The organism is Virgisporangium aliadipatigenens (assembly GCF_016863615.1).
Taxonomy (GTDB): Bacteria; Actinomycetota; Actinomycetes; order Mycobacteriales; family Micromonosporaceae; genus Virgisporangium; species Virgisporangium aliadipatigenens.
Genome location: NZ_BOPF01000004.1, coordinates 45,939 through 71,212, shown reverse-complemented (window position 1 = coordinate 71,212; position 25,274 = coordinate 45,939). Strand labels below are relative to the sequence as shown.

At 71.4% G+C, this 25,274-nt stretch carries 21 protein-coding genes and 1 riboswitch; of the genes, 11 read left to right on the top strand and 10 right to left on the bottom strand.

Annotated features, from left to right (window positions below; all coding sequences use genetic code 11):
• The first annotated feature begins 4 nt into the window (after positions 1-4).
• From Val02_RS06860 to Val02_RS06845, 4 genes are all read left to right on the top strand, one after another.
• A complete protein-coding gene (locus Val02_RS06860) occupies positions 5-499 on the top strand; it encodes a hypothetical protein (RefSeq protein WP_203898068.1) in 495 nt (164 codons plus the stop codon).
• On the top strand, positions 499-2,115 hold the full coding sequence (locus Val02_RS06855; protein ID WP_203898067.1) for an asparagine synthetase B family protein: 1,617 nt from the start codon (positions 499-501) through the stop codon (positions 2,113-2,115). The genes Val02_RS06860 and Val02_RS06855 overlap by 1 nt, the downstream gene beginning before the upstream one ends.
• A gap of 7 nt (positions 2,116-2,122) precedes the next feature.
• A complete protein-coding gene (locus Val02_RS06850; RefSeq protein WP_203898066.1) occupies positions 2,123-3,454 on the top strand; it encodes an aldehyde dehydrogenase family protein in 1,332 nt (443 codons plus the stop codon).
• Between the two features lie 166 nt (positions 3,455-3,620).
• Complete coding sequence (locus Val02_RS06845) at positions 3,621-6,659, top strand: fibronectin type III domain-containing protein (protein WP_203898065.1); 3,039 nt, start codon at positions 3,621-3,623, stop codon at positions 6,657-6,659.
• Between the two features lie 58 nt (positions 6,660-6,717).
• Here Val02_RS06845 and trxA read toward each other — a convergent pair whose 3' ends face one another.
• On the bottom strand, positions 6,718-7,059 hold the full coding sequence (gene trxA / locus Val02_RS06840; RefSeq protein WP_203898064.1) for a thioredoxin: 342 nt from the start codon (positions 7,057-7,059) through the stop codon (positions 6,718-6,720).
• 280 nt (positions 7,060-7,339) lie between these two features.
• Here trxA and egtA point away from each other — a divergent pair, with 280 nt between their 5' ends.
• From egtA to egtD, 4 genes are read left to right on the top strand one after another with little or no spacing between them, the layout of a single operon-like run.
• Positions 7,340-8,572 carry an ergothioneine biosynthesis glutamate--cysteine ligase EgtA gene (egtA, locus tag Val02_RS06835; protein WP_275415555.1) on the top strand — a complete coding sequence of 411 codons (1,233 nt, stop codon included), beginning with the start codon at positions 7,340-7,342 and terminating at the stop codon, positions 8,570-8,572.
• On the top strand, positions 8,569-9,882 hold the full coding sequence (gene egtB, locus Val02_RS06830; RefSeq protein WP_203898062.1) for an ergothioneine biosynthesis protein EgtB: 1,314 nt from the start codon (positions 8,569-8,571) through the stop codon (positions 9,880-9,882). The genes egtA and egtB overlap by 4 nt, the downstream gene beginning before the upstream one ends.
• 5 nt (positions 9,883-9,887) lie before the next feature.
• Positions 9,888-10,649, top strand: coding sequence for an ergothioneine biosynthesis protein EgtC (egtC, locus tag Val02_RS06825; RefSeq protein WP_203898061.1), 762 nt, complete (start codon positions 9,888-9,890; stop codon positions 10,647-10,649).
• Entirely contained in the window at positions 10,646-11,617 is a 972-nt protein-coding gene (egtD, locus tag Val02_RS06820) for an L-histidine N(alpha)-methyltransferase (RefSeq protein ID WP_203898060.1), read from the top strand. Before egtC ends, egtD begins: the two co-directional genes overlap by 4 nt.
• A gap of 10 nt (positions 11,618-11,627) precedes the next feature.
• Here egtD and Val02_RS06815 read toward each other — a convergent pair whose 3' ends face one another.
• From Val02_RS06815 to Val02_RS06805, 3 genes are all read right to left on the bottom strand, one after another.
• On the bottom strand, positions 11,628-12,488 hold the full coding sequence (locus tag Val02_RS06815; RefSeq protein ID WP_203898059.1) for an arylamine N-acetyltransferase family protein: 861 nt from the start codon (positions 12,486-12,488) through the stop codon (positions 11,628-11,630).
• Between the two features lie 36 nt (positions 12,489-12,524).
• Entirely contained in the window at positions 12,525-14,510 is a 1,986-nt protein-coding gene (asnB, locus tag Val02_RS06810) for an asparagine synthase (glutamine-hydrolyzing) (RefSeq protein ID WP_203898058.1), read from the bottom strand.
• A gap of 119 nt (positions 14,511-14,629) precedes the next feature.
• Entirely contained in the window at positions 14,630-15,814 is a 1,185-nt protein-coding gene (locus Val02_RS06805; RefSeq protein ID WP_203898057.1) for a cysteine desulfurase-like protein, read from the bottom strand.
• Positions 15,815-15,886: 72 nt separating this feature from the next.
• On the opposite strand from Val02_RS06805, the gene Val02_RS06800 reads away from it, so the two are divergent.
• Entirely contained in the window at positions 15,887-16,246 is a 360-nt protein-coding gene (locus Val02_RS06800) for an ankyrin repeat domain-containing protein (protein WP_203898056.1), read from the top strand.
• Here the strand turns inward: Val02_RS06800 and Val02_RS06795 are convergent.
• Complete coding sequence (locus tag Val02_RS06795) at positions 16,227-17,315, bottom strand: alpha-hydroxy acid oxidase (protein ID WP_239152494.1); 1,089 nt, start codon at positions 17,313-17,315, stop codon at positions 16,227-16,229. The two genes, Val02_RS06800 and Val02_RS06795, sit on opposite strands and share 20 nt — an antisense overlap.
• 51 nt (positions 17,316-17,366) lie before the next feature.
• Here Val02_RS06795 and Val02_RS06790 point away from each other — a divergent pair, with 51 nt between their 5' ends.
• On the top strand, positions 17,367-19,103 hold the full coding sequence (locus Val02_RS06790; RefSeq protein ID WP_203898055.1) for a VWA domain-containing protein: 1,737 nt from the start codon (positions 17,367-17,369) through the stop codon (positions 19,101-19,103).
• Between the two features lie 11 nt (positions 19,104-19,114).
• On the opposite strand, the gene Val02_RS06785 is transcribed toward Val02_RS06790, so the two are convergent.
• Positions 19,115-19,831, bottom strand: coding sequence for a DUF2470 domain-containing protein (locus tag Val02_RS06785; RefSeq protein ID WP_203898054.1), 717 nt, complete (start codon positions 19,829-19,831; stop codon positions 19,115-19,117).
• A 207-nt stretch (positions 19,832-20,038) separates the two neighbouring features.
• Positions 20,039-20,172: riboswitch (cyclic di-AMP (ydaO/yuaA leader) on the top strand.
• A 148-nt stretch (positions 20,173-20,320) separates the two neighbouring features.
• Here Val02_RS06785 and Val02_RS06780 point away from each other — a divergent pair.
• A complete protein-coding gene (locus Val02_RS06780; protein ID WP_239152492.1) occupies positions 20,321-21,214 on the top strand; it encodes a coiled-coil domain-containing protein in 894 nt (297 codons plus the stop codon).
• Positions 21,215-21,235: 21 nt separating this feature from the next.
• Here the strand turns inward: Val02_RS06780 and Val02_RS06775 are convergent, their stop codons facing one another.
• The 4 genes from Val02_RS06775 to Val02_RS06760 form a co-directional block, all read right to left on the bottom strand.
• Positions 21,236-21,868 (bottom strand): hypothetical protein, encoded by a 633-nt coding sequence (locus tag Val02_RS06775; protein ID WP_203898052.1) that lies wholly within the window; start codon positions 21,866-21,868, stop codon positions 21,236-21,238.
• Positions 21,869-21,996: 128 nt separating this feature from the next.
• A complete protein-coding gene (locus Val02_RS06770) occupies positions 21,997-23,112 on the bottom strand; it encodes a hypothetical protein (RefSeq protein WP_203898051.1) in 1,116 nt (371 codons plus the stop codon).
• A 383-nt stretch (positions 23,113-23,495) separates the two neighbouring features.
• Entirely contained in the window at positions 23,496-24,257 is a 762-nt protein-coding gene (locus Val02_RS06765) for a WecB/TagA/CpsF family glycosyltransferase (protein WP_203898050.1), read from the bottom strand.
• Entirely contained in the window at positions 24,257-25,252 is a 996-nt protein-coding gene (locus Val02_RS06760; protein WP_203898049.1) for an NAD-dependent epimerase/dehydratase family protein, read from the bottom strand. Before Val02_RS06760 ends, Val02_RS06765 begins: the two co-directional genes overlap by 1 nt.
• Positions 25,253-25,274: the final 22 nt, after the last annotated feature.

Here is a 25,274-nt window from a genome sequence, read left to right as displayed (position 1 = left end):
GACGATGTCCCAGTATCGCGAGATCAACTACACGGACGAACTGCTCGCCGACGGCAGCGTGCACCGGCGCTTCTCCGACGGCCGCGAGGAGTGGCGCCGGCGCGGCCCGGACCGCCTCGTGCACTGGCGCGACAACCAGGGCCAGCAGGGCACCGACGAACTGCTGGGCAACCGCATCGTCAAGCGGTTCTACGCGGGCGGGCAGGCCGTCTACGGGCGCGACATCGGCTACGGGCGCACCGTGTGGGGCAACGGCACGCTGACCCGCAACCGCACCACGTTCGGCGGGCGGATGGGGGCCATCCTCGCGGCCGTCGGCGCCGGCGCGGTGCTCGGGGCGATCGTGGCGCCGCCGATGTTCATGTCGCCGGAGGAGGAAGAGGACCTGCGCGAGCAGGCCCGCCAGCAGGTGCAGCAGCAGGCCCAGTCGGGCGGCGACTCCGACAGCGACTGGGACTTCGACGGCGACGACTCCGGCGACAGCGACGACTTCGGCTGATGGCGCGCTTCCTGGTCACCCCCGCCTCGATCGGACTGCTGCCGGCCGAGCCGGGACACGCCACCGGGCCGGTGGAGGTGGACGGCCTGCGGGCCGTGGGCGAGGTGACGCTGCACAACCGCGCGTCGCTGCCCGGCGGCGCCGACGACTGCTCCGACCTCGAACTCCTGGTCCGGCTGTACCGCCGCGCGGGAGCCGCCGGGCTGCGGGACGTGGAGGGCATGTTCGTCGTGGCGGCCCGCGACGGTGCCGATCTCGTCCTGATCCGTGATCACGTGGGGGCGCGGACGGCGTTCTACGCGCACGGGGTGGGCGGGTGGACGGCGGGCACGTCGCTGCGGGCACTCCGGGAGGGGCGCGGGCTCAACCTGGCGGCCGTGCGCTCGTTCCTGACGTTCGCCTACCTGCCGGGCGAGGAGACGCTGATCGAGGGGGTGCGGGAGCTGCTGCCCGGCCGCTGCCTGCGTCTTTCTCCCGACGGCGGCACCCGCGAGGAGGTGTTCTGGGAACCGGTCGAGGGCACTCCCGCCGACGGGGATCCCGTGCAGGTGCTGCGCACGCTGCTGGAGAAGGCCACCGTGCGGCGGCTGCCGGCGGGCGGGCCGGTGGCCGTTCTGCTCTCGGGCGGGATCGACAGCAGCCTCGTCACGGCGCTCGCCGCGAAGCTGCACGACCATCCGGTGCACACGTACTCGATCAGCTTCGGCACCGACCTGCCGAACGAACTGGCGTACTCCGGCCTGGTGGCGACGCACTGCCACACGCGGCACCGGGTGCTGAACGTCTCCGGCACCGCCGTCGCCTCCCGGCTCGCCGAGACGGTGGCCCTGCTCGACTCGCCGGTCGGCGATCCGCTCACCGTTCCCAATCTGATGCTCGCCGAGGCGGTGGCGGCCGACGGCCACGACATGCTCCTGAACGGCGAGGGCGGCGACCCGGTCTTCGGCGGCCCGAAGAACCTGCCGATGCTCATCTTCGAGCTGCACCGCGAGGATCCCGACCCGGGCGCGCGGGCCGCCGCGTACCTGCGTTCGTACCGCAAGTGCCTCGCCGACCTGCCGGTGCTGCTGACCCCGGAGGTGCGGCACGCCCTGCGCGACGCCCCGCCGCTCGAACGCTTCGTCGCCCCGTACCTCAACGTCGGCATGGAGTCCCTGCTCAACCGCCTGCTGCACGTCAACCTGCGGACCAAGGGCGCGCACCACATCCTCACCAAGGTCGAACGCCTCACCGCCGCCCGGGGCCTGCAGGGCCGCTCGCCGCTGTTCGACCGCGCGGTGATCGATCACGCGTTCGCGGTGCCGCCGACGCTCAAGCTCGCCGGCACCGTGGAGAAGTGGATCCTCAAGGAGGCCGTGCGGGACCTGCTGCCGCACACGATCGTCGACCGGCCCAAGAGCGGCATGCGGGTGCCGGTGCAGCAGTGGCTCGACGGGCCGCTGCGCGACCTGACCCACGAGGTGCTGCTCGGTCGCGGCGGCAGCGGGCTGTTCCGCCCGGAGACCATCCGCGCCTGGGTGCGCCGCGAGGGCACGCTGCTGCCCCGCCAGGGCGGCAAGCTGTGGCTGGTCCTGACCCTGGAGCTGTGGCTGCGTTCCTACGGGTTGAGTCTTTAATAGGTGGATGCTGACCGACCCGCGCACCGGTGACCGGCGCGAGCTGACCGCCGACCCGCTCTCCGTCGATGACGCCGTCGCCGCGGCCCGGGCGGCCTTCCCGGTGTGGTCGGGGCTCACCCCGCGTTACCGGTCGCGCCGCCTTCTCGCGCTCGCCGAGGCCATCGAGTCGAACGGCGACGCGTTCGTGGCCGCCGAACGGGCCGGCACGGGCAAGCCGCTCGCGGACGCCGTCAGCGAGGTGGAGACCGCCGCCGACGTGCTGCGCTTCTACGCCGGCGCGCTGCGGGCCGAACTGACGCCGGCGAGCGGGCACCGCCTGCCCGGGCACGAGTCGTGGGTGCGCTGGGAGCCGCTGGGGGTGGTGGCGGCGATCGTTCCGTGGAACTACCCGCTGTTGATGGCGATGTGGCGGATCGGGCCCGCGCTCGCGGCCGGCAACACGGTCGTGCTGAAGCCCGCCGAGACGACGCCCGACAGTGCGCTGCTGCTGGCGCGGTTCGCCCGGGAGATCCTGGGGGCGGATGTCCTCGTCGCGCTGCCCGGCGACCGGGAGACGGGGCGACGCCTGGTGGAGTCCGCGGTCGACATGGTCGCGTTCACCGGAAGCCAACGCGGCGGCCTGGACGTGTCGGCGCGGGCCGGCCTGCGGCGGGTCAGCCTGGAACTCGGCGGCAACTGCGCCGCGATCGTCCTGCCGGACGCGCCCGCGGGCACCTACGACGCGATCGTCGCGGCCTGTACCTACAACGCCGGCCAGAGTTGCGCGGCCCCGGCCCGGGTGCTCGCCCTGCGGGAGAACTACGACGAGGTGGTGCAGGGGCTCGCCGACGCGATGGCGGCGCGCCACGCGGGGCCGGACTTCGGCCCGTTGAACAACCCGGACCAGGCGGCCCGGCTGGACGACATCCTGTCCCGGACGGCGGCCGGCGTGCAGCGCGTGGGCGGCCTGCGCCTGGCGGAGGGCGAGGCCGGCGGCTACTGGCGGGCCGGGCGGATCCTGGCCGACCTGCCGGCGGACGACCCGGCGGTGGTGGAGGAGGTCTTCGGGCCGGTCCTGACGGTGCAGGCCGCCTCCGGCCCCGGTGAGCTGATCCACCTGGCGAACGGCGTACCGCAGGCGCTCGCCGCCTCGGTGTGGGGCACCAACATGGGTCCCGCGATGACGCTGGCGGCCGCGCTGGACTGCGGCGAGGTCTGGCTGAACTGCCACCTGGAACAGACGGCCGAGCTCCCGCACGGCGGCCGGCGCGCCTCGGGTCAGGGAACGGACCTGAGCGTGCTCGCGCTCGCCGAGTACCAGCGCCCCAAGACAATCACGGCGCGCCTCACTTTGTAGTCGTTTAGCCGGATCCTGCCAATTATCTGAACATTTCTCCTATGTTCCCCGTATGGCGCACCAGGCACGTGCTGCGCCTGAAATCGGGGGATGTGAGTTCATGATCAGGACAGTGTTGCCGGGCTCAAGGCGGGCCCGGCGCCGCTCAGCGCTGCTGGGTGCCGTCATGGTGACCGCCCTCCTCACCGTCGTAGGGGTCGGCACCACCCCGGCGATCGCCGAGGACAGCGCGAAGCCCGCCGGCAGCTCCGCGGCGGACGAGAAGGCAGCGGAGAAGAAGGCGGAGAAGGCCAAGAAGGCGGCGGAGAAGGCCAAGGAGAAGAAGGCCAAGGAGTCGAGCGCGTCGGCCGAACCGTCGTCGCCGCCCACCAAGAAGCTCCTGCGCACGCTGCCCAAGCAGGCCGTGAAGAAGGGCAAGGCCGGCGCCCGGGCCGAGGCCACCGCCTCCCCGGAACCCAGCGACTCGGTCAGCCCGAGCGCGTCCGCGAGCCCCTCGCCCAGCGCCTCGGCGAGCCCGAGCATGTCGGTCAGCCCGTCGCCGAGCGTCACCATCGACCCGGCCGAGTACCCCGGCCTGTCGGCGAGCATCGACTCCACGTCGGTGGAGGACCACCAGACGGTGCTCCTGACGTTGATGCTCGAACGCAGCTCCATGGGCCACACCGTCAGCGGCCTCGGCTACACGTTCACGCTCCCCACCGACCTGGTGGTGGCCGGCGAGGCCGACTCCACCTGCGGCGGCACGCACACGGCCGTCGAGGGCGAACAGACCGTCTCGCTCGCCGACGGTGAGATCATGGCCGACACCGGCGCCTGCACCATCGACGTGCGGATCTGGTCGGCCAAGTCCGGCGTCTACACGTGGGACGACTCGGCCGTCTCCGGCATCACCGGCGGCATCACCAACAGCGTCCCGTCGACGACACTGACCGTGACGGCCGCGGCCCCGACCCTGGGCGCCCGGTTCGACCCGAACCCGATCACGTACCAGGACGCGGAGTCGACGCTCACCTTCGACATGGTCTGGACGGACGAGAACCCGGACACCTCCGCCAGCGGCCTGGACGTCACGGCGACCCTGCCGACCGGCGTCACGGTCGCCACGACCCCGTCGAGCGCGAACAGCTGCGGCGGCACGCTCTCGGCCCCCTCCGGCGGGCAGACGATCACCTACACCGGCGGAACGGTCGACGCCGCCACGGCGCAGTGCGAGTTCAACGTGCAGGTCACCTCGACCACGCCGGGCACCTACAGCCTCGGCTCGGGTGAGGTGACGTTCGTCGGGTTCGCCGAGTACCTGGGCGAACGCTGCGGTGCCGCGCAGCCGGGGGGCAGCCCCTCCAGCGAGGTGTGCTACCCGGCGCTGGAGGTCACCAAGCTGCTTCAGGAGATCTCGCTGGAACAGGGCGACGTCAACCTGGTCGACGCCACGTCGGTCGACGTGACGCCGACCTCGGACTCCGGCCTGCTGGTGGACCTGGCCAGCACCACGCTCGACGTCTGCGAGGTGCAGCTGCAGGCGAGCAACGGCGTCAACACGTTCACGGTGTCGCTGCTCAAGCCGGGCGAGTGCACGCTGCAGGCGACGCAGGCCGGCGACTCGACCTACGAGCCGGCCGAGAAGACCGTGTCGTTCATGGTGCACGGCACCGCGCAGACGATCACGTTCGGCGCGCTGGCGGACAAGCCGTTCTCCGACGGTTCGGTGACGGTGGACGCCACGTCGGACTCCCAGCTGATGGTGACGTTCAGCAGCGCCACGCCGGACGTCTGCGAACTGGCGGACCCGACCCTGGAGACGACCGGTGCGACGTTCACCTTCCTGAAGGTGGGCACCTGCACGATCGACGCCGACCAGGCGGGCGACAACACGTACGACCCGGCCGACACCGTGTCGCAGTCGTTCGAGATCACCCCGGCGCCGCAGACGATCACGTTCGACAAGCCGGCGGACGTGGCGATCACGGCCGGCCCGGTGGCGATCTCGGCGACGGTGGACTCCGGCATGGCCGTGACCTTCACCGTCACCACGCCGACCGTGTGCGAACTCGAGCCGGTGGCCGACGGCGGCGGGCCGACCGAGCGCACGGTCGCCCTGCTGGCGGCCGGCACGTGCACGATCGAGGCGACCCAGCCGGGTGACGATGACTACGCGGCCGCGCCGAAGGTGACGCAGTCGTTCGTGATCTCGCTGGCGGCCCAGACGATCACGTTCGACGCGCCGGCGGACACCAAGGTCGACGAGGGCCCGGTGACCGTGTCGGCGACGGCGGGCAGCGGGCTGCCGGTGACGTTCAGCAGCAGCACCACGGCCGTCTGCGAACTGCAGCCGAGCATGGCCGCGCCGGCCAGCCCGAGCACCGGCACGGTGATCCTGAAGAAGCTGGGCACCTGCACCATCTCCGCCGACCAGGCGGGGAACGGCACGTACGCGGCCGCGCCGAAGGTGACGCAGTCGTTCCAGGTGACGGCGGGTGCACTGCCGGACCCGGTGAGCAACGTCATCGCCACCGCGACGGAGACCAAGATCACGATCACCTGGACCGCGCCGACCGACACGGCCGGCGTCACGGGCTACATCGCCACGGCGAACCCGGGCCCCGCGTCGTGCACCACCGACAGCGCCGCCACGACGACGTGCTTCGTGGGTGGCGAGGCCGGCAAGACGTACACCGTGTCGGTGGTGGCGATCAACGTCAGCGGCAGTTCGACGGCGGTGGAGTCCAACGAGGTCCTGGCGCTCGCACCGGAGCCGTCGGAGACCGTTCCGCCGAACAGCATCTACGAACTGACCACGACGGACGGCAACATCACCACGGCCGCTCCGGGGCAGGACGTCACGTTCTACGGCTTCGGCTTCGAGCCGTACTCGACGGTGACGATCTCGATCCACTCCGCCCCGCGGGTGCTCGGAACGGCGATCGTGACGGCGGACGGCGACTTCCTCAAGCCGGTGACGATCCCGCCGGACCTCGCGACGGGTGCGCACACCGCGGTCGCGGAGGGCATCGACGAGAACGGCGCCGCCCGGTCGATGGCGCTGGCGATCACGGTGCAGGCGTCGAGCACGGGCACCACGTCGACGTCGGCGCTGGCGGTGACCGGCCCCGGCGTGCTCATGATGATTCTCGTCGGGGCGGGCCTGACGGCCGCCGGCGCGACGCTGGTGGCGGGTAGCCGCCGCCGCCGGAGCATCTTCGGCTGATCGATCCGAGGTACGGAAAGCGCCGGTCGGGCTCCCCGACCGGCGCTTTCCCGTGGGATCAGACGAATTCGGACAGCTCCCGGAGGATGGCGCTCTTCGGCCGGGCGCCGATCAGCGACCGGACCACCTCGCCGTCCTGGAACACCAGGAGCGTCGGCATCGACATGACCTGGTACTTGAGCGTGGTCTTCGGGTTCTCGTCGGCGTTGAGCTTGACGACCTTGAGCGTGTCGGGGTGCTCCGCGGCGAGGGCGGCGAGCACCGGCGAGATCTTCAGGCACGGCTGGCACCACTCGGCCCAGAAGTCCACGACCACCGGCACCTTGGCGGTCAACACCACGTCATCGAACGTATCGTCGGTGACCTTCTCGACGGCACCGGCAGCGGTTTCCTGCGACATGGCTCCAAAGCTAGCCCTAGTGGAAGCCGCAGCCACCGGCAGGACCGGAAGTGACGCTCGCCACATTTCGACGTTCATCACTACGTAGTCCACATCATGGGACAGCCGTCCGCGGGGGCGCCGGATCGGCCCGCACCGACCGACCCTTTTTCCCACCGGAGTAGTAGACAATGCGTGGACCTGCGTCTTCTTCTCGTCATCGAAAGATAATTTTTGGCCGCATGGACTGTCAGACCCAATGGGTACGGTCGAAAAAGCTCTCGACGGAAGGTGGCGAGACGTGACAAACCAGCACCAACGGGAAGGTGACGAGGTCCTTCGAAGCCCCGCTGACGCGGCCGGATACATCGCGAAGGTGTGCTTCAAGACAGGCCCCCCGGTACACACGGGAGTGGAGCTCGAATGGACCCTGCACCACACCGACGACCCGACCCGACCGATCAGCGCCGAGCACCTGCGCACCGCGCTCGGCCCCTACGCACCACCCACGCTCGCGCCTGACGGCGGCCGGCGGCTCCCCGCCGGAGGCACCGTCACCGTCGAGCCCGGCGGTCAGGTGGAGATCTCCACCCCGCCGTTCCGTTCCCTCGCGGTCCTGCACCGCGACACCGGCGCCGACGTCGCGGCACTGACCAGCCGCCTGGCCGATCACGGTCTCACGCTCGGCACGACCGGCATCGACCCGCACCGCACCGCGACCCGGGTGCTGGAAACCCCCCGCTACGCGGCGATGGAGCGCGCCTACGACCGGCGCGGCCCGCACGGCCGGCAGAAGATGTGCAGCACCGCCGGCCTCCAGGTGTGCGTCGACGCCGGCGAGGTCGCCGACGTGCACTCCCGGTGGCGGCTGCTGCACGCGGCCGGCCCGCCGTTGCTCGCGGCGTTCGCCAACGCCCGCCGGCACGCCGGACGGGACACCGGCCACGCGTCGGCCCGGATGGCGACCTGGTGGGAGATCGACCCGAGCCGCACCGCGCCCGTCTGGACACCCGAACGCGACGGCAACGACCCGACCGACGACTGGATCGCCTACGCGCTCGACGCCGAGGTGATGTGCGTGCGCAGGTCCGACGGCTGTTGGGACGCCCCCGCCGGGGTCACCTTCGCCGGTTGGATCGACGGCGCGCTGCCCGACCCACCCACGGTCGGCGACCTGGAGTACCACCTCAGCACGCTGTTCCCGCCGGTCCGCCCGCGCGGCTACCTGGAGGTGCGCTACCTCGACGCGCAGCCCGGCGACGAGTGGATCGCCCCGGCCGCCGTGCTCGCGGCGCTGCTCGCCGACCCCGACACGGTGGACGAAGCCACCGACATCTGTGCCCCGACCGCCGACCGGTGGGCCGCGGCGACCCGCTGCGGGCTGCGCGACCCGGCCGTCGCCCGCACCGCCCGGCGCCTGCTCGACCTGGCCTGCGCCCGGCTGCCCACCACCGACCTGCCGGCCGAGACCCGGTCCCAGGTCACCGACATCGTCCACCGCCGCCTGGCCACCGCCGAAGGAGCCGCACGATGAGCCCTGACCTTCGTTCCCGCGTGGCGGCCGAGCTGGAGCGCACCCGCGCCCGCACGGCCCTGCTCACCGAATCCGTCGACGAGGGCGACCTGATCCGCCAGCACTCCCCGCTCATGTCGCCGCTCGTGTGGGACCTCGCGCACGTCGGCAACCAGGAGGAGCTGTGGCTCGTGCGCGACGTCGGCGGCCGCGAGGCCGTGCGCAGCGACATCGACGAGCTGTACGACGCGTTCAAGCACGCGCGCAGTGACCGGCCCGGGCTGCCGCTGCTCAACCCCGCCGAGGCGCGGCAGTACGTGTCGACCGTGCGCGACAAGGTGCTCGACCTGCTCGACTCCGTCCCGTTGGAGGGGCGGCGGCTGGTCGCCGACGGCTTCGCGTTCGGGATGATCGTGCAGCACGAGCAGCAGCACGACGAGACGATGCTCGCCACGCACCAGCTGCGCACGGGCAACCCGGTGCTGACCGCGCCCGCGCCGCCCCCGTCGATCGTGCCGGGCCTGGTCGGGCGCGAGGTGCGCGTGCCGGGCGGGCCGTTCACGATGGGCACCGACACCGACCCGTGGGCGCTGGACAACGAACGGCCGTCCCACCAGGTCCACGTGCCGGCGTTCGCCATCGACGCGGCCCCCGTCACCAACGGGCAGTACCTGGAGTTCATCGCGCACGGCGGCTACGAGGCCCCGCAGTGGTGGAGCGACGAGGGCTGGGCGCACCGGCTCGAGGCCGGCCTGGAGGCGCCGATGCACTGGCGGCGCGACGGCGACGGCTGGGCGTACACGCGGTTCGGGCGCACCACGCCGATCGTCGCCGACGAGCCCGTGGTGCACGTGTGCTTCCACGAGGCGCAGGCGTACGCCCGCTGGGCCGGCAAGCGGCTGCCGACCGAGGCCGAGTGGGAGAAGGCGGCCCGGTTCGACCCGCGCAGCGGCCGCAGCCTGCGCTACCCGTGGGGCGACGACGAGTGGACGCCGGAACGGGCCAACCTCGGCCAGCGGCACCTCGCCCCGGCACCGGTGGGCGCCTACCCGCGGGGCATCTCGCCGCTCGGCGTCCACCAGCTCATCGGTGACGTGTGGGAGTGGGTCGACACCGACTTCCACGGCTATCCGGGCTTCGCGGCGTTCCCGTACCGCGAGTACTCCGAGGTGTTCTTCGGACCGAAGTTCAAGATGCTGCGCGGCGGGTCGTTCGGGACGGACGCGGCGGCGTGCCGCAGCACGTTCCGCAACTGGGACTACCCGATCCGCCGGCAGATCTTCAGCGGCTTCCGGTGCGCCCGCGACCTGACCCCGGACGAGACCGGCTGAGCGGGGTGTGCCGACATCTGGCCTACCTGGGACCGCCCCGGCCGTTGGCCGCGCTGATCGTCGACGCGCCGCACGGCCTGCTCCGGCAGAGCTACGCGCCGCGGGACATGCGCGGCGGCGGATCCGTCAACGCCGACGGGTTCGGGCTGGGGTGGTACCAGCCGGGCGTCGACGCGCCGTTGCGCTACCGGCGCGACTGTCCTATTTGGACGGATGCGGCGTTGCCGGCGCTCGCCGCGGCGACCGTGAGCGGGGCGGCGTTGTGCGCCGTGCGCAACGCCACCACCGGCATGCCGACGATGGAGACCGCGGCCGCCCCGTTCACCGAGGGGCGCTTCCTGTTCAGCCACAACGGAAGGATCACCGGCTGGCCGGACAGCGTCGCCGGCCTCGCCGGCACTTTGCCGACGCGGGACCTGCTGACGCTCGACGCGCCGACCGACGCGGCGCTGCTGTGGGCGTTGGTGCGGCACCGCTTGCGCACCGGTGCGTCCACAGTGGACGCCGTCGCGGAGACGGTGTTCGCGGTCGAGGCCGCGGCGCCCGGTTCGCGGCTCAACGTGCTGCTCACCGACGGGACCGCCGTGGTCGCCACCGCGTGGACGCACAGCCTCTCCTACCTCCGCCGGGACGGCGCGGTGCTCCTCGCCTCCGAGCCGCTCGACGACGACCCGGGTTGGCGCCCGGTACCCGACCGGCACCTCGTGGCCGCCACCACGGGCGCTGTCGACCTGACCGACCTATCCGGAAGGACCATCACCGCATGACCGCCGAAGCGCTGGAGTACCTGATCGACGACGCCGACATCGCGCGGCAGCTGCGCGCCGACGTGCGTGCCGGACTGACCGCGTCGCCGAAGTGGCTGCCGCCGAAGTGGTTCTACGACGCGCGGGGCAGTGACCTCTTCGAGGAGATCACCCGCCTGCCGGAGTACTACCCGACGCGCGCGGAGCGCGAGATCCTCGCGGACCGCGCGGCCGAGATCGCCGCCCTGACGAGAGTAAAGACGTTGGTGGAACTGGGTTCCGGCGCATCGGAGAAGACCCGCCTGCTCCTGGACGCGCTGAGCGCGACCGGCGAGTTGGGGGCGTTCGTGCCGCTGGACGTGTCGGCCAGCGCGCTGGAGCAGTCCACGGCGGCGATCGACGCCGCGTACCCGGGTCTGCACGTGCGCGGCATCGTCGGCGACTTCACCCGCCACCTCGGTGCGCTCCCGGCGGGCGGACGGCGGCTGGTGGTGTTCCTCGGCGGCACGATCGGCAACCTGATCCCCGAGGAGCGCAAGGACTTCCTGGGGGCGCTGCGCTCCGCGGTCGACTCCGGCGAGTGGCTGCTGCTCGGCACCGACCTCGTCAAGTCGCCCACGGTGCTGGTGCCGGCCTACGACGACGCCGCCGGTGTGACGGCCGACTTCAACCGCAACGTGCTGCGCGTCGTCAACCGCGAACTGGACGCCGACTTCGACCCGGACCGGTTCGCGCACGTCGCCCTCTGGAACGCCGAGCGCGAGTGGATCGAGATGCGGCTGCGCGCCACCGCCGACATGCGGGTGCACATCCGCGACCTGGGGCTGCACGTCGACTTCGCCGCCGGCGAGGAACTGCGCACCGAGGTGTCGGCGAAGTTCCGGCCGGAGGGCATCCGGGCCGAACTGGACGCCGCCGGCTTCACGACGGTGCAGGGCTGGACGGATCGCGCGGGCCGCTTCCAGCTCACGCTCGCCCAGGCCGCCTGACGGACCGGCGTCACGAGGGGTGGGTCGCGGCCCACTCCTCGTGCTGCGCCCGCACCTTGCGCCACAGTTCGGCCCGCTCGGCGATGTCCAAATAGGACAGTGTGAGCCCGAACCGCTCGCGCAGGAACGCGAACCACTCCCCCGACCCGTGCAGGGTGTGCGAGCGGCGCCCCTCCCCGTCGATGCGCGTGTACACGCAGCCGCGCAGCACGTCGACCCCGCCCGCGTCGCGCCGCTGCACGGTCAGCTGCCGGCGGAACGGCGACTCCGCCGAGTACGTCAGGAACCGGCTCGTCTCCTCGAACTCCTCCGGCGCGGCCGGCCCGTCCCGGAAGTCGAACCCCCGGAACGACCCGTACTCGGCGTCGTGCGTGAAGTGCCACCCGCCCGGGATGACGCGTGAGGGCCCCAGCCCGTACGTGAACGGCCCCTGCCGGTAGACGCCCTCCCGCAACGGCAGCGGCTCGTGCGGTCCGTCGCCGAGGCCGGCGTCGACCAGCCACACGCCGTCGGGACACTGCGGCGCCGGCAGTCCCGAGACGGTCAGCGCGAGATGGTTGCCGCTGGCGCCGACCGGCTCCTCGTCGCGGCCGTACACGCCGCCGATGTGCCGGACGACGGTGTAGCCCAGCGCGTCCAGCAGCCCGCCCAGCGTGGCGTTGACGTGGTAGCAGAACCCGCCCCGCCCGGACGCGATCCGCGCGGCCGACGCGTCGACGTCCAGCGGCGGCTCGGGACGCCCGCGATAGATGTCGATGTTCTCGTAGGCGACCCGTTCGACCATGGCGCGGTGCACGGTGCGCAGCGCCGCCACGGACGGGGGACCGGGGTGCGACAGGCCCAGCCGGCGTAGACAGGCGTCGAGATCCACGCCAGAAACGTACCGCCGCCGTCGATGGGGTTTTCGCTACGCGGCCACCACGCGCGAGGCCATTCCGCCGCCCTGCAGCGGCTGCACCGGTGCCGCCTGCCGCTGGCGGGGCACACCCACCGGCGCGGCCGCGTCGATCGACCGTTCGACAAAAATGGCGTACCAGAGGCAGAAGCTCAGCACGGTCCACACCTTGCGCGAGTAGTCGGCGACGCCGGCCCGGTGGTCGGCGAGCAGCTTCTGCGCGTAGCCGAGGTCGAGCAGCTCACTCGCGGAGGACCGGAACATCACCTCGGCGGCCCACTCCCCGACGACGCCCTTGAGCCACACCCGCGTCGGCGTCGGGAACCCCAGCTTCGGCCGGTCCACCACGGAGTCCGGCACGATGCCGCGCATCGCCTCGCGCAGCGCCACCTTCGTGGTGCGGTGGGCGCGCGGCACCTTGAGTTCGGCCGGGATGCGGGCCGCGACGTCGAAGACGCGCTTGTCCAGGAACGGCACCCGCAGCTCCAGCGAGTGCGCCATCGACATGCGGTCGGCCTTGGTGAGGATGTCGCCGGGCAGCCAGGTGCGCAGGTCCACGTACTGCATCGTGGCGACGTCGTCCAGCGCCGCCGCCTCCGCGTAGGCCGCCTCGGTCACCTGCGTGTACGGCGTCATCCCGGCCCGCAGCAGCTGCCCCTTGGAACGGTCGTCGAACATCCGCGCGTTGCCGTAGTACCGCTCCTCGATGGGGGTGGTGGCCCGGTCGAGGAAGCTGTGCCCCTTGACGCCTTCGGGGATGAGCCGGCCGAGCGCGCGCAGTCCGAGGCGCGCGGCGCGCGGCAGCTTCTGCACCGGTGCGACCGACGCCGGTTCGCGGTAGATGGCGTAGCCGCCGAACAGCTCGTCGGCGCCCTCGCCGGAGAGCACCACCGTCACGTCCTGGGCGGCGGCCTTCGCGACGAAGTACAGCGGGATCAGCGCCGGGTCGGCCAGCGGGTCGTCGAGGTGCCAGATGATGCGCGGCAGCGTGGCGATGACGTCCTCGGGCCGCACGACCGCGGCGGTGTGGCGCAGGCCGAGCTGCTGTGCGGTGTCGGCCGCGATGCCCAGTTCGGAGTAGCCGGCGGTCTCGGTCTCCTCGAAGCCGGCCGTGTAGACCCGCAGGTCGGGCTTGACCTCGCGGGCGAGCGCCACGATGGCCGTCGAGTCGATCCCGCTCGACAGGAACGCCCCGACCGGCACGTCGGCGACCATGTGCGCGCGCACGCTCTCGCGCAGCGTCTCGCGGATGTCGGAGACGAGCGTCTGGTGCAGCGCCGTGCCGGCGGTGACCGGCTGCGGGCGGAAGATGGGCCGCGACCACGACTCGATCTTCACGTCGCCGCCGGGGCGGTACTCGAGGCGTTCGCCGGCGGCGAGGCGGGCGACGTCGCGGTGCAGGCTGTGCGGCTCCGGAACGTACTGCAGCGTCAGGTAATGCGACAGCGCGGTGCTGTCGACCGCATACCTGTCCACAATGGACATCAGCGTCTTCTTCTCGCTGGCGAGCCAGAGCCGGTCCTCGAGCGCCGCCACGTACAGCGGCTTGATGCCGAACGGGTCGCGCCCCGCGTGCAGCACACCCTCGACGTCGTCCCACGCCGCGAAGGCGAACATGCCGCGCAGCCGGCGCAGCGCGTCGATGCCCCACACGTGCAGCGCCGCCGCGAGCACCTCGATGTCGCCCTCGGTGGCGAACTCGCAACCGTAGTCCTCGATCAATTCGGCGCGCAGCCCGCGGTAGTTGTAGATCTCGCCGTTGCACACGACCGTCCAGCGGCCCGCCTGGGGCCCCGACACCGGGTAACGCAGGGGCTGGCGGCTGCCGTCGGTGTCGATGATCGCGAGGCGCTGGAAGCCGAAGGTGCACGGGCCGGCGTGTGCCTCTGAGCAGTCGTCCGGTCCGCGGTGGTGGATCGCGTCGAGAGCGGACGAGAGGCCGATCGGCGACCCCTCAGGCATCACGGCCTTGTCGACACACACCACGAAACCGCACATGCGCTACTCCATCGTTCGGCGGCAATCCCGGGCGGGCTGCCGTCGCCCCTGAAGACGGAGGCTGGGCTCAATCGCGTTGCATTTTCCTTTGAAAAACCTGTCAACCACGCCGGAACCGGCTAGGAGGACAGCGCCGCCAGCAGGCGTTCGACGTCGTCGGCGGTGTTGTAGTGGTAGAGGCTCGCCCGTACCGCGGGGCCACCCGTGCGCCGGAAGTACTCGTACGCGTAGTAGTCACCGGCGAACACACAGATGTCCCGGTCGCCCAGGCGCGTGGCGGTGCGCTCCGCCGCCTCGCCCGCGACCCGGAAGGACACCGTCGGGCAGCCGCCCTTCGGCGCGGGCAGGAGCGTGACGCCGTCGATCGCGCGCAGCCCGTCGGTCAACCGGGCGAACAGGTCACCGGTGTAGGCGTGCGCCGCGGACATCGACGCGAGCACGCGTTCGCGCCGGGTGCCCGCGGCGGTCGCGTCGAGGCCGGCGAGGTGGTCGACGGCGGCCGTCACGCCGGCCAGCAGTTCGAAGCTGAGCGTCCCGAACTCGAAGCGTTCCGGCACCGCGTCCGGCGACGGCACGAGTTTGTCGGGGCGCAACGAGTCCCAGGTGGACGGTGCCGCGACGCACGCCGCGAGGTGCGGGCCGGACCACTTGTAGGCGCTGGTCACGTAGAAGTCGGCGCCGAGCGCGACCACGTCGGTGGGCAGGTGCGCCGTCGCGTGCACGCCGTCCACATAGGACAGCGCGCCGGCCGCCCGCGCCAGGGCGGCGATCGTCGCCACGTCGGGGCGGGTGCCGATCGCGTTGCTCGCCGCCGTGACCGCGACGAGCCGCGTTCGCGGCCCGATGACCCGGTCGAACGCCTCCGTCGGCAACGCACCCGTCTCCGGGTCGAACTCGGCCCAGCGCACCACGGCACCGACCCGCTCGGCGGCCTGCACCCACGGGCGCACGTTGGCGTCGTGGTCGAGGCGCGACACCACCACCTCGTCGCCGGGCCGCCACGTCGCCGACAGCGCACGCGACACCGTGTACGTCAACGCGGTGGCGCTCGACCCGAACACCACGCCCTCGGGCGCGGCCCCCACGAGATCCGCGACGGCGGCCCGCGCCGCGGCGACGATCTCCCCCGCGCGACGCCCCGGGGCGAACACGGTGGTCCGGTTGCCCACCGCGGCCCGCAGCGTCGCGGCGATCGCGTCGCTCACCGGCCCGGCCACGAGCGTGCCGGCGGCCCCGTCGAAGTGGACGTATCCCTCGGCGAGCGCGGGATAGGCGCCCCGCACCCGGTCGATCTCGAACGCCATGCGCTTCAACTTAGGCGCTGTCACGCGTTCGCGCGTCGTGCGTGCCGGCGACCGGTGCGATACCGATGACGCATGCCCGTCGTCGACATCGTGCTACTGAGCGTCATCGGCCTCACGCTGGCCGGTCTCGCCTGGGTCCTGCTGCGCGTCGCGCAACAGGGTCGGGCGCAACGCCGCCACGAGAACGAACTCGCCGACCGGGACCGCCGTGTCGCCGCCGTCTACACCGCCGCGGTGGAGGGCGGCACCGGCCTCGCGCGCGTGCTGGACGGCGGCGCCGACGTCGACGCGCAGGACCGCAGCGGCGACACCGCGCTGCACCGGGCGTTCTACGAGGGCGCCGCCGCCCGGTCCACGAAGCGACGGCGCCTTCCCGGCTATCAGATCGTCCGCATGGCGAACCGGCCCACGGTCACCTGGGGAACGTTCTGAGCGCCGTGCCGTCGATCCGGGCGATCGTCGGGCGTCCGGTGAGCGCCATCGCCTGCGCCAGCTCGGTGTGCAACATGTCCAGGACGCCCCGCACGCCGGCCGCACCGTCGACCGCCAGCCCCCACAGCACCGGCCGCCCGACGAGCACCGCCGACGCGCCGGCCGCCAGCGCCATGAGCACCTCCGTGCCGGTCCGGAAGCCGCCGTCGACCAGCACCGGCACCCGCCCGGCCACCGCCTCGACCACCTCCGGCAGCGCGTCCATGCCGCCGACCGCGTGGTCGAGCTGGCGCCCGCCGTGGTTGGAGACGATGACCGCGGCCGCGCCGTGTGCGACCGCCAGCGCGGCGTCCTCCCCCGTCAGGATTCCCTTGAGAACGACCGGAAGCCCGCCCCGTTCGCGCAACCACGCGAGGTCGTCCCAGGTGATCGACGCGTCGAACGCCCGGTTGGCCGCGTCCGCCACCGCCGAACGCCCCGCCTCGCCGCGCCGCATCGCGTTGCCGAGCGCCGGCCCCACGTTGGCGGCCCGCAGTTCCGGCCCGAGCACCAGTTCGTTGCGCAGGTCGCGCAGCCGTCGACCGACGACCGGGGTGTCCACCGTCAGCACCAGTGCCGTGAACCCGGCCGCCACCGCACCGTCCACCACCGAGCCGAACAGTTCGCGGTCCTTGAGCCAGTACAACTGCATCCAGCGCGCGCCGGCGCCGGCGGCCGCCGCGACGTCGGGCAGCGGCTGAGTGGAGAAGTAGCTGGTCACGTAGAGCGCGCCGGCCTCGGCCGCGCCGCGTGCGGTCGCCAGTTCGCCCTCGGGGTGCATCATGCGGTGGTACGCCGTCGGCGCGACGAGCACGGGGCCGGCCAGCCGGGCTCCGAGAAGTTCGACCGAGGTATCGATCGTCGAGACGTCGACCAGGACCCGGGGTCGCAGCGCGAACCGGTCGAACGCCGCCCGGTTGGCCACCATGCTCCGTTCCGTCCCGCTTCCGCCGGAAACGTAGCCCCAGTAGGAAGCCGGCACCTTCGCGCGGGCGAGATCTTCGTAGTCGGCAACGGTGAGCACGGGCACGCCAGCACCATATGCTCGAACTCGGCGGCAGACAGCACACGGGGAGCGTCGATGACACCGACCACGCTGACGCGGGGCGCCAACGCCCCCGTCCCGGACGGCACGATCCGCATCGCGGCACGCTGGCGCAGCGGCCCCGGCGCGCCCGAACCCGACCTGACCGGCCTCCTCGTCGCCGACAACGGCAAGGTGCGCGACGACGGCGACATGGTCTTCTACAACAACCCGCGGCACAGCTCCGGCGCGGTGACGCTGGACGGCGCCACGCTCACGGTCGCGCTGCCCTCGGTGCCGGCCGACGTGACGAAGGTGCTGCTGGCGGTTTCGGTGCACCAGGGTGGGTTCGGCGGGATCGGCGACCTGCACCTGGTCGTGGAGAACGCCCAGGCGGCGCCGCTGCTGCGGTTCGACGTCCCCGACACGGCCGGGTTGACCGCGCTGGTGCTCGGCGAACTGTACCGGCGCGGGCCGGCGTGGAAGTTCCGCGCGGTCGGGCAGGGGTGGTCGGACGGGCTGGCGGGGCTGGCCCGCACGTACGGCATCAACGTCGACGACGAACCGGCCGAAGCGCCCGTCCCCGCTCCGGCCCAGCCCGCGGCGGGTTACCCGGCACCGCCCGCCGGGCCCGTCCCGTCCGCGCCGCCCGCCTACAGTGCGCCACCCACAGGCCCCTTCGCCCCGCCCACCGGGCCGGTCCCGTCCGCGCCGCCGGGCCCGCCCACCTACGCGGCCCCGCCGACCGCCGCCTCAGGGCCCACGCCCGGCCCGCCGGACTACGCGGCGCCACCCACGGCACCCTTCGCCCCACCGACCGGGCCGGTCCCGTCCGCACCGCCCGGCCCGCCCGGCTACGCGGCCCCTCCCGTGTATACGGCGCCGCCGACCGGCCCGACGCCGCCCGGCGCCCCGCCGAGCTATCCGGCACCGCCGGGCGCCCCTGGGCAGGCGACCCCGCCGAGCTATCCGCCCGCCGGTGGCCCGACGGCCGCGACGGGCCCGGGCCTGACGGGTGCGCCGTCGGGCGCCGGCGCGACCGAGGAGCGCTTGCCCATCGACATGCGCAAGCGCCTCGACCTGCGCAAGCAGATGGTCCGCGTGGTGCTGGAGAAGAAGGGCGCCACCGCGATCCAGGCCCGCGTGATCATCGTCCTGGACGCCTCCGGCTCGATGTACTACCAGTACGAGAAGGGCATCGTCGGTCGCGTCGTCGAACGCCTCGCCGCCGTCGGCGCCCAGCTCACGCCGGACGGCGTGATCCCCGCCTGGATCTTCGCCTCGAACATGACCCAGCTCCCGCACCTGACCATCGGCGAGCTGCCCGGCTGGATCGCCAAGTTCGTCAAGCCGGGCAAGCTGAAGATGATCCCGCGGGCCCGACCGATGTTCCTGCCGGACGGCAGCGTCGACGGCCGCGAACTCGGCGGCGGCAACGAGGAACCGAAGGTGATGAACGACATCCTGCGCGTCGTGACGGCCGCCCCGCCCGGGCCGCCCGCGCTGGTGCTGTTCATCTCCGACGGCGGCATCTACAAGGACCAGGAGATCGAGCAGATCCTCCGGAGTTGCGCGGACAAGCCGCTGTTCTGGCAGTTCGTGGGGATGGGCGGCAGCTCCTACGGCGTGCTCGAACGCCTCGACACCCTCCAGGGCCGCATGGTCGACAACGCTGGCTTCTTCGCCGTCGACGACATCGAACGGGTCAGCGACGAGGAGCTGTACGAGCGGCTGCTGAGCGAGTTCCCCCAGTGGATCAAAGCGGCGCGGACCGCCGGAATCCTGCGGACCTGAGGCGTGTCGCCTTAGTGCGCGGTCGGCCGGGCCCGCCGGCAGGCGCGCGCCCGGGCGAGCAGCTCGAGCAGCCGGCTCGGCGCGTCCCCGGCCGTCTCCGCCGGCGAGGAGAACCAGAGCCGCACGTCGCGTTCCCGGCTCGGGAACTCCAGGCGCAGCTCGATCCCGTAGCGGTCCAGCCGCAGCGGATGCACCCGCCGCACGCCGTGCAGCCGGTCGGCGGGCACCAGCCGGGCGAGCCAGGCGACCAGGTCGGCATGGGCCGACACGAGGTGGCAGAGCAGGTTGGCCTCGCGGTCGGCGAGCGGGTCCGGGACCGCCGCCGCGAACGCCTCGGGCGTGACGGCGGTGACCTCGCCTCGTTCGGCCAGTTCGGCGGCGGCCAGTTCGAGCACGACCGTAACCTCGGTGCCGCCGTCGCCGACCGGCCCGGGCACTACGCTGAGGGCGCCGGCCAGGGAGGCGCGGGCCCGCACGCGGTCCCGCATGGCGACCGCGGCCACGTCGGTGATCTCGATCAGTGCCGGTAGTCGTCCGCCACTGGAGATGATCTCGAACGCCAGAACGCTGTCCCCCGGCACTGAAAGTTTCAGCAGCCCGTCGTTCCCGACCTCGTGGCGGCCGATCAGTTGCACCCGCCGCTGCGCGGCCACCACGTCGAGTGACGACTCCGCCAGGAGCAGCGTGCGCAGCCGCTCCGCGGTGGTCGACGCCGGCCTGTCTCCCATAGCCACCTCCGCCACTCACCCGCCAGCGCGGCAGGTAAGCCTTACCTTAGTTGACGCTCGAGAACGAAGCTAGACGGGTCAAATCTTCTACGGAGCGTAATTGCGTGAGGTGCAGCAGGTAGTAGCACTGTGCCGGGGATGCGGACCGCCTATGGACTTGGCTAGGCTGGCGCGCGGTTATTGCCTAAAGGCGTCCACCGACGCCGGTGATGACTGCCGCCTAATCGCCTCCGGGCGTATCGGGGACCCATGCAACACCGGGGTGAATCCGCGCCAGCGGTAGGGCCACTGTTCCGACCCGAACCCGTCAGCTAACCCGGTCGGCGGCCGACGGAGGGAACAGCTAAATCCATGGGAAACCCGACGACCTTGCGGCACCGCCATATCCGCCGATGGTGGCTCATATCTGTGGTGACGGCTTTCGTCGTCTCGTTACTCGGTGCACCCGCACACGCAGCACCGGGTGAGGACAATGGCACTCCGGCCGGTTTGAAAGCGGCACTCGACGCGGCCAATCGCGCATTTGTCGAGGCGCAGGCCACGCTGGAGGCATCCCGCAAACGGCAGTCCGATTTGCAGGCCCAGGTGGACACCACGGCGCAGCGGCTCACCCTCGCCGAGGGCGCCGCCCAGCAGATCGCCGACCACGCCTACCGCTCGACCCGGCTGCGCACCGCGTCGGCTCTGCTCAACAGCGCCGACCCGGACGCGTTCTACGACCGGGCGACCGCCATCCAGGGCGTGGCGTCCATCAACGACAAGCAGATCCGCAACTTCCGCAAGCAGCGGCAGGAACTGGCCGACGCGAAGGCCGCCGTCGACGCCGAGGTGAAGCTCCAGGAGCAGCAGCTCGCCGAGATGGACAAGCGCAAGAAGGACGCCGAGAAGGCCGTCGCCCAGGTCGGCGGCGGTTCGACCAGCGGCCCCAGCGGATCGTCCGCCTCGGCGCAGCCCGCACCGCGCAATCCCGACGGCAGCTGGCCCAAGGAGTCCTGCTCGGTCAAGCCGGACCCGACGACGAAGAACGGCTGCCTCACGCCGCGGACCAATCACGCGCGCCTGCAGGCCGTCGCCGCCGGCTTCAACCACTACACCGCGTGCTACCGCTCGGCCGAGGACGGCGGCGAACATCCACGCGGGCGCGCCTGCGACTTCGCGGCCGACGAGACGGGCTTCCAGAACGTCGCCGCCTCCGGTAGCGACAAGGACTACGGCGACCGGCTGGCGACGTACTTCATCAACAACTCCAGCAAGCTCGCTGTGCTGTACGTGATCTGGTACAACCGCATCTGGCAGTCGGCCACGGGCAACTGGAAGGCCTACAACGGCGGCGGCGACCCGGCCAGCAACCACACGAACCACGTGCACCTGTCCGTGCTGTAGCGACCCCGTGGTGGCGGCTGCCTAGCTGAACAGCAGCTTGGTGGCCGCCACCAGGGCGATCCAGAAGACCGGCATTCCCACGAAGCAGATCACGCCGCCCAGCCGCAGGTGCTTGGGATAGTCGGCGCCGCCCGTTCGGGGCTTGCCCAGCGTGGAAACGGTGATGAAGCCGGCGAAGAACGCCACGGCGGGCAGCCCGCACAGTGCCCACGGCGCCGTCTCCAGGGCACCCTCGTCGCTGGCGGTGAGCAGTCCACACTGGAGCACCCAGCCGATCATCGACCAGAACGTGTAGATGAGCGCGTTCCGGCTGCCGGGTGACAGTTCGGGGAAGAGGATCGGCTTGCTGGCGGCGTTGCCCGCCTCGCGTGCGGCGTCGTCGGCGGCGTTCGCCGCGTCGGCGGCCCGGTGCAGCGCCTCGGCGATGCTGGTGACCGGGCTCCGCCCGGCCTTGCCGATGTGCGGGGCGGGCAGGTTGAGCGTGCGGGAGAGTTCGACCAGGTGCTCCTGCTGGGCACCCAGGTGTTTCGTCAGCTTCTCCAGGTCCCGCTGAGCCGTGCGGGCGAGCGATACCCGGTCGGCGTCCGCGGCGTCGTCGGCGTTGCGCAGCTCGGCCAGTTCGCGGGCGGCGGCGGCGTATTCAGACCAGCTCACATCTCGGCCCAACTCACGAGCGTCACATTATCGGCCCCGGACGGGAGCGTCACATCACGGCCGCCTTTGTAGACGGCGAAGGCCGGCTCGTCACCGAGCCGGCCTCGCTGTTATGTGGTGGTGCAATATCAGGCGGTGAACTGCACCCGCCGGCGACGGGCGACCATCCAGAGGGCCGCGCCGCCGAGGACCAGCACCGACGCGCCGCCGGCCATGAGCCCGGCGTTGGCGCCGGTCACGGGCAGCGAGTCGCCGCAGTTGGCCGGGACGGTGTAGTCGAACTCGCCGTCGGGCTCGAAGCCTTCGACCTTGACCACGACCTTCAGCTTGTCCTGCCGTCCGATCTTCTTCGGCTCGCTCGTGGCGCCCGGGGCGACCTCGAACTTGTACTGCTCCTTGCCGTTGGCCAGGATCGTGACCTTCAGGGTGTCCCCGTCGGCCGGGTTGGTCAGGGTCACGGTGACGCCGTTGCAGTCCGGGGTGAAGGTGCCGGTGTAGTCGGCGTCCTTGCAGTCGGCCGGGGCAGCGAACTTGTACTTGCCGAGCGCCCTGCCGTTGCCGTCGTTCCTGATGGAGACCTTGATTTCGGCCGCGTCCGCCTTGGAAACCGTGATCGGCTCAGACTTCTTGCCCGCCGGCACCGTGACGTTGGTGCTCCAGTCCGTGGTCTGCGACTGGACCTTGAACTCCGTGTTCTTGGAGCCGGCCGGGTTGTCGATGACGACCGTGACGGTCCCGTCGCAGTTGGGGTCGAACGAGGTCTTCGGATCCGCCGGCGTCGTCTGGCCGCACTGCTCCTTCGTCCAGGCCTTCTCGAAGTGACCGTCATCAGGCGCGTCCGGCCGCGGCCACCTCTGGATGCTGCCGTCCTTGTACTTCCATTCGGCCGCGAAGTCCACCGTCACCTTGCCGGCGGAGGCCGGCACGGTGACCACGCCGACCGCGGACTTCTTGTCACCGTCCATCGTGAGGACGGTGCCGACCGCGATGACGCCGTGCTTCTTGAGCTTGTCTTCCGTGGTCGCCACGAACGAGCCCTGCGACAGGGCCGCCTTGGTGATCTTGCCATCGACGTTGTTCTGGCTGTTGGTCACCTTCCACGTGACCACGGCGTTCTCACCGACGCACTCGAACTTCGGAACGACGGTCAGGTGGTGAGCGCTTGCAGCGCTGGGGATCGTCAGGGCACCGAGCGTGCCGATGGCCGCGGCGCCGGCGACCGCCAGCATCCGCCGAGTGAACATGCGGCGCAAAATTCCCCCAAGAATGGTCGGACCGTCGACGAACGGTACGGTCGAATGACCGCGTCGACAGCCTGCGCGGAATGCTGATTTGCCCCCGGCCGGCGGCCTTGGGTTAGGCGCCGATCCCGGTGACCGGAGGAGCATAAAGGCTGGATAAAGAAATGTGAAAGCCGAGTCGAGGCGCCAGCACGTAGAGAAACCGAGTCGAAGCGCAATGTGCCCGGATTTACCGGGCAATTCGGACTTTCAAAGCCGGTATAAAGATCGGCGTTATCGAATCGATACGCGGAGCTCGCAACTCTCAGCTAACTTGCGCACGCAACGACCGCAATACGCAGACGGAGAGTGATCTGTCAATGCCTGAACGGCCGGAGCCCGGAAACCTAATCGCGCAGGAACGGAGGCTTGCGACTGATCTTCGCAACGAACGCGGGATTGTTCCGGAAATAGCGCTTCCACAACCGGCGTGGCTCCTTGCACAGCCGGTAGAACCACTCCAGACCGTTACGTTGCATCCAGCCGGGCGCCTGCGGCACGAGGCCGGCGTGGAAGTCGAACGCCGCCCCCACCCCGAACAGCGCGGCCGCGTCCAGCAGCCCCACGTGTGCGGCCATCCAGCGTTCCTGCTTGGGGGTGGACAGGCCCACCCAGACCAGTTGCGCCCCGGACTTGTTGATCCGGTCCACGACGTCGGCGTCCTCCTCCGGCGTCAACGGCCGGAACGGCGGACAGTACGTGCCGGCGATGCGTAATCCCGGAATGCGCGCGGTGAGCTTCTCGGCCAGCGTGTCGGCGACCCCTTCGTTCCCCCCGTAGAGGAACGACGACCAGCCCCGCTCCGCCGCCAGGGTGAGCACGGCGAGCATCAGGTCCGGCCCGTACACCCGCGACATCCACTCGGCGCCGGCCTTCTTCCCGGCCCACACCATCGGCATCCCGTCCGGGGTGGTCAGCCCGGACTCGTTGTGGATGCGCAGCAGGTCGGCGTCGCGCTGCGACTCCATGACGCCGTGCACACCGGTCACGCAGACGTAGTGATGGTGGCCGTGCTCGACCCAGCGCGTCACCTCGGCGAGCGCCATGTCCATGTTGATCGCGGAGACGCCGACGCCCAGGACGTCGACCCGCTTGATGGCCTCGGACATCAGTTTGTGTAGGCGCGGCCCTCAAGCTTGGCCTTGGCCTGGTCGAACACCCAGCGGTAGGTGACCTCCAGGCCGTCGGCGAGCCGGGTCGAGGGCTCCCAGCCGAACTCCTTCTGGATCAGCGTGTTGTCACTGTTGCGCCCGCGCACGCCAAGCGCGCCCGGCACGTGCTTGTAGGTCAGCTCGATGCCGGCGATCTCCGACACGATGCGGAACAGCTGGTTGATGCTCACCATCTCGGCCGAACCGATGTTGATCGGCTCCACGAAGTCACCGCGGGTGACCTTGAGCGTGCCGGTGATGCAGTCGTCGACGTACATGAACGAGCGGGTCTGCTCGCCGTCGCCCCAGATCTCCACCTCGGTGTCACCGGTCAGCACGGCCATGGCGACCTTGCGGCAGGCCGCGGCGGGAGCCTTCTCCCGGCCGCCGGTCCAGGTGCCGTTGGGCCCGTAGACGTTGTGGTAGCGGCCGACGCGGGTGGCCACCCCGTAGTCCTCGCGGAAGTGGCGGGCGAGCCGCTCGCTGAACAGCTTCTCCCAGCCGTACCCGTCCTCGGGCATCGCCGGGTAGGCGTCCTCTTCCTTCAGCGCCACGACGTCGGCGTCGGTCTGCTTGTCCGCCGCGTACACGCAGGCGGAGGAGGAGTAGAAGAACCGGTCGACGCCGGCCTCCTTGGCGGCCTGCAGCACGTGCGTGCTGGTGAGCACGGAGAGCATGCAGTCGGCCTTGTGGTTCTCGATGAAGCCCATGCCGCCCATGTCGGCCGCGAGGTTGAACACCTCACCGGCGCCGCCGGCGGTGATCTCGCGCGCGTTCTCCAGGAGGGAGACGTCGCGGCTCAGGTTCTGTGCGCCGTCGTGCAGCTGGTACCACTCATCCAGCGGTTTGACGTCGACGGCGCGCACGGAGCGCCCCTCGGCGAGCAGTGCTTTCGTCAGGTGACCGCCGATGAATCCACCGGCGCCGGTGACGATCGCGTCGACCCTGCCCATACCGTGTGCTCCTCACCGTGCG

What these genes read in the sequence shown, in the direction of transcription:
- Val02_RS06860 (WP_203898068.1), top strand. Translation starts at nt 5, where the DNA reads ATGTCCCAGTATCGCGAGATCAACTACACGGACGAACTGCTCGCCGAC.
- Val02_RS06855 (WP_203898067.1), top strand. Translation starts at nt 499, where the DNA reads ATGGCGCGCTTCCTGGTCACCCCCGCCTCGATCGGACTGCTGCCGGCC.
- Val02_RS06850 (WP_203898066.1), top strand. Translation starts at nt 2,123, where the DNA reads ATGCTGACCGACCCGCGCACCGGTGACCGGCGCGAGCTGACCGCCGAC.
- Val02_RS06845 (WP_203898065.1), top strand. Translation starts at nt 3,621, where the DNA reads ATGGTGACCGCCCTCCTCACCGTCGTAGGGGTCGGCACCACCCCGGCG.
- trxA (WP_203898064.1), bottom strand. Translation starts at nt 7,059, where the DNA reads ATGTCGCAGGAAACCGCTGCCGGTGCCGTCGAGAAGGTCACCGACGAT.
- egtB (WP_203898062.1), top strand. Translation starts at nt 8,569, where the DNA reads ATGAGCCCTGACCTTCGTTCCCGCGTGGCGGCCGAGCTGGAGCGCACC.
- egtD (WP_203898060.1), top strand. Translation starts at nt 10,646, where the DNA reads ATGACCGCCGAAGCGCTGGAGTACCTGATCGACGACGCCGACATCGCG.
- asnB (WP_203898058.1), bottom strand. Translation starts at nt 14,510, where the DNA reads ATGTGCGGTTTCGTGGTGTGTGTCGACAAGGCCGTGATGCCTGAGGGG.
- Val02_RS06805 (WP_203898057.1), bottom strand. Translation starts at nt 15,814, where the DNA reads ATGGCGTTCGAGATCGACCGGGTGCGGGGCGCCTATCCCGCGCTCGCC.
- Val02_RS06800 (WP_203898056.1), top strand. Translation starts at nt 15,887, where the DNA reads ATGCCCGTCGTCGACATCGTGCTACTGAGCGTCATCGGCCTCACGCTG.
- Val02_RS06790 (WP_203898055.1), top strand. Translation starts at nt 17,367, where the DNA reads ATGACACCGACCACGCTGACGCGGGGCGCCAACGCCCCCGTCCCGGAC.
- Val02_RS06785 (WP_203898054.1), bottom strand. Translation starts at nt 19,831, where the DNA reads ATGGGAGACAGGCCGGCGTCGACCACCGCGGAGCGGCTGCGCACGCTG.
- Val02_RS06770 (WP_203898051.1), bottom strand. Translation starts at nt 23,112, where the DNA reads ATGTTCACTCGGCGGATGCTGGCGGTCGCCGGCGCCGCGGCCATCGGC.
- Val02_RS06765 (WP_203898050.1), bottom strand. Translation starts at nt 24,257, where the DNA reads ATGTCCGAGGCCATCAAGCGGGTCGACGTCCTGGGCGTCGGCGTCTCC.
- Val02_RS06760 (WP_203898049.1), bottom strand. Translation starts at nt 25,252, where the DNA reads ATGGGCAGGGTCGACGCGATCGTCACCGGCGCCGGTGGATTCATCGGC.